This is a genomic window from Streptomyces sp. SD15 (assembly GCF_054462255.1).
The window spans coordinates 1-5,941 of record NZ_JBTLMO010000112.1 but is presented as its reverse complement, the minus strand read 5'-3'; the positions used below and the strand labels follow the sequence as shown (position 1 = coordinate 5,941).

Annotated in this window: 4 protein-coding genes and 1 tRNA gene; 3 read left to right on the top strand and 2 right to left on the bottom strand. The window is 71.4% G+C overall.

The window, feature by feature from the left end:
• Positions 1-121: 121 nt before the first annotated feature.
• Together ACX28W_RS43480 and ACX28W_RS43475 are read left to right on the top strand one after the other, a co-directional pair.
• Positions 122-715 (top strand): bifunctional DNA primase/polymerase, encoded by a 594-nt coding sequence (locus tag ACX28W_RS43480; RefSeq protein WP_459005619.1) that lies wholly within the window; start codon positions 122-124, stop codon positions 713-715.
• Positions 706-779: transfer RNA gene (locus tag ACX28W_RS43475), tRNA-Lys, on the top strand. The genes ACX28W_RS43480 and ACX28W_RS43475 overlap by 10 nt, the downstream gene beginning before the upstream one ends.
• Positions 780-849: 70 nt before the next feature.
• On the opposite strand, the gene ACX28W_RS43470 is transcribed toward ACX28W_RS43475, so the two are convergent.
• Positions 850-2,385, bottom strand: a complete 1,536-nt coding sequence (locus ACX28W_RS43470) for a M6 family metalloprotease domain-containing protein (RefSeq protein ID WP_459005618.1) — start codon at positions 2,383-2,385, stop codon at positions 850-852.
• Positions 2,386-2,779: 394 nt separating this feature from the next.
• On the opposite strand from ACX28W_RS43470, the gene ACX28W_RS43465 reads away from it, so the two are divergent.
• On the top strand, positions 2,780-4,783 hold the full coding sequence (locus ACX28W_RS43465; protein ID WP_459005617.1) for a putative bifunctional diguanylate cyclase/phosphodiesterase: 2,004 nt from the start codon (positions 2,780-2,782) through the stop codon (positions 4,781-4,783).
• Here the strand turns inward: ACX28W_RS43465 and ACX28W_RS43460 are convergent.
• Positions 4,774-5,871, bottom strand: coding sequence for an LLM class flavin-dependent oxidoreductase (locus ACX28W_RS43460; protein ID WP_459005616.1), 1,098 nt, complete (start codon positions 5,869-5,871; stop codon positions 4,774-4,776). The two genes, ACX28W_RS43465 and ACX28W_RS43460, sit on opposite strands and share 10 nt — an antisense overlap.
• Between the last annotated feature and the right edge of the window lie 70 nt (positions 5,872-5,941).

The following is a 5,941-nucleotide window of genomic DNA, read 5'->3' as shown; positions in this document are numbered from 1 at the left end:
AAACCTCAGAAGATCTTTCGGCATATGCCAGCGGGGCAAAATACTCCGCCCCACCCCCTCCTGTCCCGGTTTTCGGCAACCCACGGAGGCGGCACGCTCACCCACGGTAGATCTCATCGTCATGAGCAGCACACGGAACCCGGCAAGCATCTCCTCCGCCGAGGGGGTCGCCTGGCTCGCCTCGGCAGGGGCGTATCCGCGGAGTACGCGGACCCTCTGGGAGGAGCGACCGACCGCCCCGGTCGTCCTGCCCTGCGGCACCGCCTTCGACGTCATCAACGCTCCCGCGATCTTCGGCCGGCGCATGCTCGACCGGCTGTGGGACGAAGGGCCGGGCTCGGGACCGGCGGCCGCATACCGCGGGCGGATTCTGCTGTTCAGTGCACCGGGCACCGCTCAGCGACTGCCGTCCCTCGTGGAGTGGGAGGACTGGAGCTCCAGCGGCGCGATCCCGCCCCTGCTCTGCCACGGCACCGGCGACGCGGTGACCGTCCCGCCCCTCGGCACGGACCCCGCGTCCGCACCCGCCGCACGACCCGAATCCCGCTGGCTCGTCGCCCCCGACACCCGGCAGCCGTGGCTTCCCGGCCCCGAGATCCTGCTCTGGGCAGCCGTCCGGGCGGCCCGGGCGGCGGTGTCGGCCGCGGTCCGCATATCGATTTTTCCTCCCGCCGATCAGGATGCTAAGGTCTACGACGTCAGCAGGCGCCGCTAGCTCAGTTGGTTAGAGCAGCTGACTCTTAATCAGCGGGTCCGGGGTTCGAGTCCCTGGCGGCGCACAGACGGTGAGAAGCCCCTCGCGAGAGCGAGGGGCTTCTTGCGTACGCGGCGCGGCAGCGGGCGGCGTGCTCAGCCGGTCGTGATCTTCACCGTCCACGCGCCCGAAGGCGTCCGGCCCTCCACCTCGACGCGTACGTCCGCGTCGGGGACCGTGAAGCTCTCACCGAGCCCCACCGGCGCGTCCGCGAGCGCCGGGTAGACCGAGTCGCCCCAGCAGGACTCCGAGTGCGGGTGGGCGTCGACGACCTCGATCGGGCCGCCGCCGGACGCGGGCGCGTTGCGTACGCGGTAGACGAGGACGCCCTCCGTGCAGGTCGTGCCGTCGTTGCCCGCCGAGCCGCGCACCTCGAAGGCGAGCGCGCTGTCGGCACCCGTGCGGACGACCGCCAGCTTGACCCCGCGACCGGAACCGAACGCCTGACCGCCATCCTGGCCATACGCCCGCACACCCGAGCCGTCCGCCCCCACACCCGAGCCGTCCGTCCGCACACCCGAGCCGTCCCCCCACGCACCCGAGCCGTCCGTCCGCACACCCGAGCCGTCCCCCCACGCACCCGAGGCGTCCGTCCGCACACCCGAGCCCACAGCACCCGCCCCACCAGAAACGCCCGCATCAAAGGCCTCCGCCTCAGAAACGCCCGCCCCCGAAGCCTGCGCCCCCGCGCTCCCCGTGAGCGCCTCCGCCGGCCCCGCCCCCAACCCCTCCAACGTCAACCACACGCCCCCCCGCCCCCGCACACACTCCACCTGACTCGGTTCCAGCCAACCCAGTTTCCACTTGTGCCAGCCGAACAGGTCGGGGGCGAGGCCGAACTGGCTGCCCATGAGGTCCCAGTCGCCGACGTAGGTGTCCCAGTCGCCCTTGCCGTCGGTGGGCCGGTGGTAGAGGTCGGGCAGGTCGAAGACGTGGCCCGTCTCGTGGGCGAGGACGAGGCGGTCCGGCGGGTGCTTCTCGAAGACCGTGACGACACGTCGGATGTCGTCGCCGTCGGCCTCGATGGGGGTGTCGAGGTTGACCACCTTCGTCGCGTCGGAGTCGACGCCCGGCGCGTCCGGATCGGCCACGAAGTAGACGATGTCGTGCCGCGAGAAGTCCACGAACGGGTCGGCCGCGGCGATCGCGTCGCGCAGATAGGCGGAGCGCTGCGCCGCGTTCCAGTCACGCTGTATGGCGTACGAGGTGGAGGTGTGCGGCATGTGGATCCAGTCGCGCTGCGGGCGCGGGCGCAGCGTGAACTTGCCGTAGGAGGCGCGTTCGAAGAAGGCGCTGGTGTCCGGGAAGTAGTCGGCGGTCAGTTCGGTGGGCGTGGTGCGTGGGAGGGAGTCCGGGAAGGACAGGAAGACCAGGAGCGCGTCGAGGGGGCGGGTGGGGCGCGGGTAGGCGGCGTTCCAGGTGTCGAGGCCCTCCGAGTGGTGGGCCCCGGTCCGCTTCAGGGCGCAGGGGGCGAAGAGGGGGTCGGCGAGTGCGGGGCCCGTCACCAGGGAGGTCGCCACCAGTGCGGCCATCGAGGTGAAAACCGCCGCGGCGCTGCGCCAGTGGGGCGCCACCCCCTCACGGACCAGACCCCGCAGGACCTCACGAGCAAGACCCCTCCCCCGCGGCATGTCACGGGCGGGACCCCTCGGGGGGAGCTGACGCGGCACGTCGACCTCCGGATGCGGTTTTCGGGACACCGCACCCAGCCTGGGTTAGTTTGTAGTACTTCGCCCTGTTTGTCTGCACCAGAAGGGTGAGGGGCCACTGGCCGCCAACACCCCGATATACTCACGGAACGTCACATGCGGTCGGCGGGCGAAGGATCCGGCCCATATGCAGGCAGAAACGATCTGTCAGAACCGGCGGTTGTTCCGGGACACTGGACAGTGGCTGGAAGGCCTCGAGACCAGCCTCTATGATCGGCACACTTTCCTGCACGGACACGGCTTGTGCGGCCGTCCAGCACCGGCCGACCACACCGAGAGACCCATACGAAGAACGAGTGCACTGCGGGAGCGAGCGGTGAGCGGAACGTCCGAAGGGCCGGCGCCCGCGGCAGACCTCGTCCGGCCGGCCGTCACAGAGCGTCACATTGGCACATCTCTACGTACGCCTTCTCGTACGTCCGCCGGGTCTCCTCCCGGCACATCCGTCTCAGGCGAGTCTCCTTCCGGCGCAACCGTCGCCTCAGGTGCCTCACACGGCGCGTACGCCCCGGTGAAAACTCCCCCCGACACGCCCGGGTCCGCCGCCCCCACCGCCCCTCCGACCCCCACCCTCACCCCACCTGACGGGACGTCTCCCCGTACGTTCCAGGCGGCCTTCGCGGCGGCGCCGCTCCCGATGGCCGTCGTCGACCGTGAGGGTCTGATCGTCACCGCCAACGAGTCGATGGGCGCGCTGCTCGGCACCGACGCGCTCACCGGGCGGATCGCCGCAGATCTGGTGGACCTGGCGTCCGACGCCCGCACCTGGCACGCGTACCGCGAGGTCCTGCGCGGGCGCCAGGCCCGGCTGCGCTGCACGCGCCGCGTCAAGCACCCCGACGGGCACTCGCTCTGGGTCCAGGTGACGGTCGCGCCGCTGCCTCCCGAGGAGCGGGCGGTACTGCTGACCATCACGGACATCAGCGCCCGGCGTGAACTCCAGGCGCGGCTGCGGCACTTGCAGATGCACGACCCGGTGACCCGGCTGCCCAACCGCACGCTGTTCTTCGAGCGGCTCTCGGCCGCCCTGGAGGCGGAGGCGTACGAGGAAGGCGGCACCGGCCGGATCGGGCTCTGCTCTCTGGACCTGGACGGCTTCAAGGCGGTCAACGACACGCTCGGCCACCGTGTGGGCGACCGCCTTCTCGCGGCCGTCGCCGAGCGGCTGACGCGCTGCGCCGACGAGGCGGGCCACACACGCGCGACCACTCCCCTGGTGGCCAGGCTGGGCGGCGACGAGTTCGCGCTGCTCGTCGAGGACTCCACGGGGACCGACCAGTTGGCCGAACTGGCGGAGTCCGTCCTCAAGGCGCTCCAGGCCCCCTTCGACCTCGCCGGCCAGCGGCTGTCCCTCTCCGCGTCCATCGGCGTGGTCGAGCGCCGCGCCGCCGGGACCAGCGCGACCGGTCTGATGCAGGCCGCCGACACGACGCTGTACTGGGCGAAGGCGGACGGCAAGGGCCGCTGGACCCTCTTCGACCCGGAGCGCAACGCCCACCGGATGACCCGCCAGGCACTGTCCTCCACGCTCCGCGCGGCCATCGAACGGAACGAATTCGCGCTGGAGTACCAGCCGTTGGTGGGTATGGAGGACGGTGGCGTACGCGGGGTCGAGGCGCTGGTCCGCTGGAACCATCCGCAGTTCGGAACACTGACGCCGAATCGGTTCATCGGATTGGCCGAGGAAAACGGTTCGATCGTCCAGCTCGGCCGTTGGGTGCTGGCCACGGCCTGCCGTCAGGCCCGGCGCTGGCAGCTGGACCACCCGGACGCGGCGCCGATCTTCGTCAGCGTCAATGTCGCCGTACGGCAGGTGTGGGACTCCGACCTGGTCGCGGACGTGGCGGAGATCCTCGCGGAGACCGGCCTCGCCCCGCATCTGCTCCAGCTGGAGCTCACGGAGTCGGCGGTGATGGGGTCGGCCGGCCGGCCGCTCCAGGCCCTGCAGGCCCTCAGCGACATGGGCGTACGCATCGCCATCGACGACTTCGGCACCGGCTACTCGAACCTCGCCTACCTCAGCCGCCTGCCGGTCTCGGTCCTGAAGCTGGACGGCTCCTTCGTCCGCGGCTTCCAGTACGAGAACCGCGACGGCACCGACGCCCACCCCAACCCCGCCGACGAGGTCATCGTCGAGGCCCTCATCCAACTCGCCCACCGGCTGGGCCTGACGGTCACCGCCGAGTGCGTGGAAACCGCCTCCCAGGCCTCCCGGCTGCGCGGCATCGGCTGCGACACCGGGCAGGGCTGGCTGTACTCCCGCCCGGTGGCGCCGGATCGTATCTCCGCACTCTTGACGGCGACCTGCGCTCAGGCCTGAGACTCCGGCCCCTTCGGCAACCCGTAGGCGTCCGCGATCAGTTCGTACGAGCGTAGCCGCAGGTCGCCGTCGTGGGCGTGCGAGGTGAGCATCAACTCGTCGGCGCCGGTGCGCTTGTGGAGGTCGTCGAGGCCGGCGCGGACCTCGTCCGCCGTGCCGTGGATGACGTTGGCGTTCCAGGAGGTGACGAACTCCCGCTCCATCGGGCTGAATTCGTGGGCCTCGGCCTCCTCCGGGGTCGGGAACAGGCCGGGGCGGCCGGAACGCAGGCGGACCATGTTGAGGCCCATGGCCAGGACCTGGCGGCGGGCCTCCCGCTCGTCGTCGGTGGCCAGCATGGAGACGCCGATCAGGGCGTAGGGGGCGTCCAGCACGGCGCTCGGCCGGAAGGACTCGCGGTAGAGGTCCAGGGCCGGGATCGTGTTCTGGGCCGAGAAGTGGTGCGCGAAGGCGAAGGGGAGGCCGAGCATGCCGGCCAGCCGGGCGCTGAAGCCGGAGGAGCCGAGGAGCCAGACCGGGGGGCGGTGCGGGGACTGCACGCCGCCGGGGGAGGTCGACTGGACCGGGCCGGGGACCGCGTGGATACGGGCGTAGGGGTGGCCTGCGGGGAAGTCGTCGTCCAGGAAGCGGGTCAGCTCCGCGAGCTGCTCGGGGAAGTCGTCGGCGCCTTCGTTGAGCCGGTCCGTGCGGCGCAGGGCCGCCGCCGTCGCCCCGTCCGTGCCGGGGGCGCGGCCCAGGCCCAGGTCCACGCGGCCCGGCGCGAGGGCTTCCAGCGTGCCGAACTGCTCGGCGATCACAAGGGGGGCGTGGTTGGGGAGCATGACGCCGCCCGAGCCCAGCCGGATGCGCTGGGTGTGGGCGGCCAGATGGGCCAGGATCACCGCGGGTGAGGACGATGCCACGCCCGGCATCGAGTGGTGTTCCGCCACCCAGTAGCGGTGGAAGCCCCGGGACTCCGCGAGGCGGGCGAGCTCGACGCTGGTCCGCAGGGCCTCGGTGGCGGTGTGGCCCGCGCCCACCGTGACCAGGTCCAGTACGGAGAGGGGTGCGGGTGCGGTGCCCTGCTCGGTGCCTCGGATCTCGTCCACCGGGGTGCCTCCTGTTGCGTGCGCGATGCTGTCCTCGGCGTACGAACAGGAGACAGTCCCCGTTTATTCC

Excerpts from the sequence above, each read along its gene's own strand:
- ACX28W_RS43480 (WP_459005619.1), top strand. The coding sequence starts at position 122 with ATGAGCAGCACACGGAACCCGGCAAGCATCTCCTCCGCCGAGGGGGTC.
- ACX28W_RS43470 (WP_459005618.1), bottom strand. The coding sequence starts at position 2,385 with ATGCCGCGGGGGAGGGGTCTTGCTCGTGAGGTCCTGCGGGGTCTGGTC.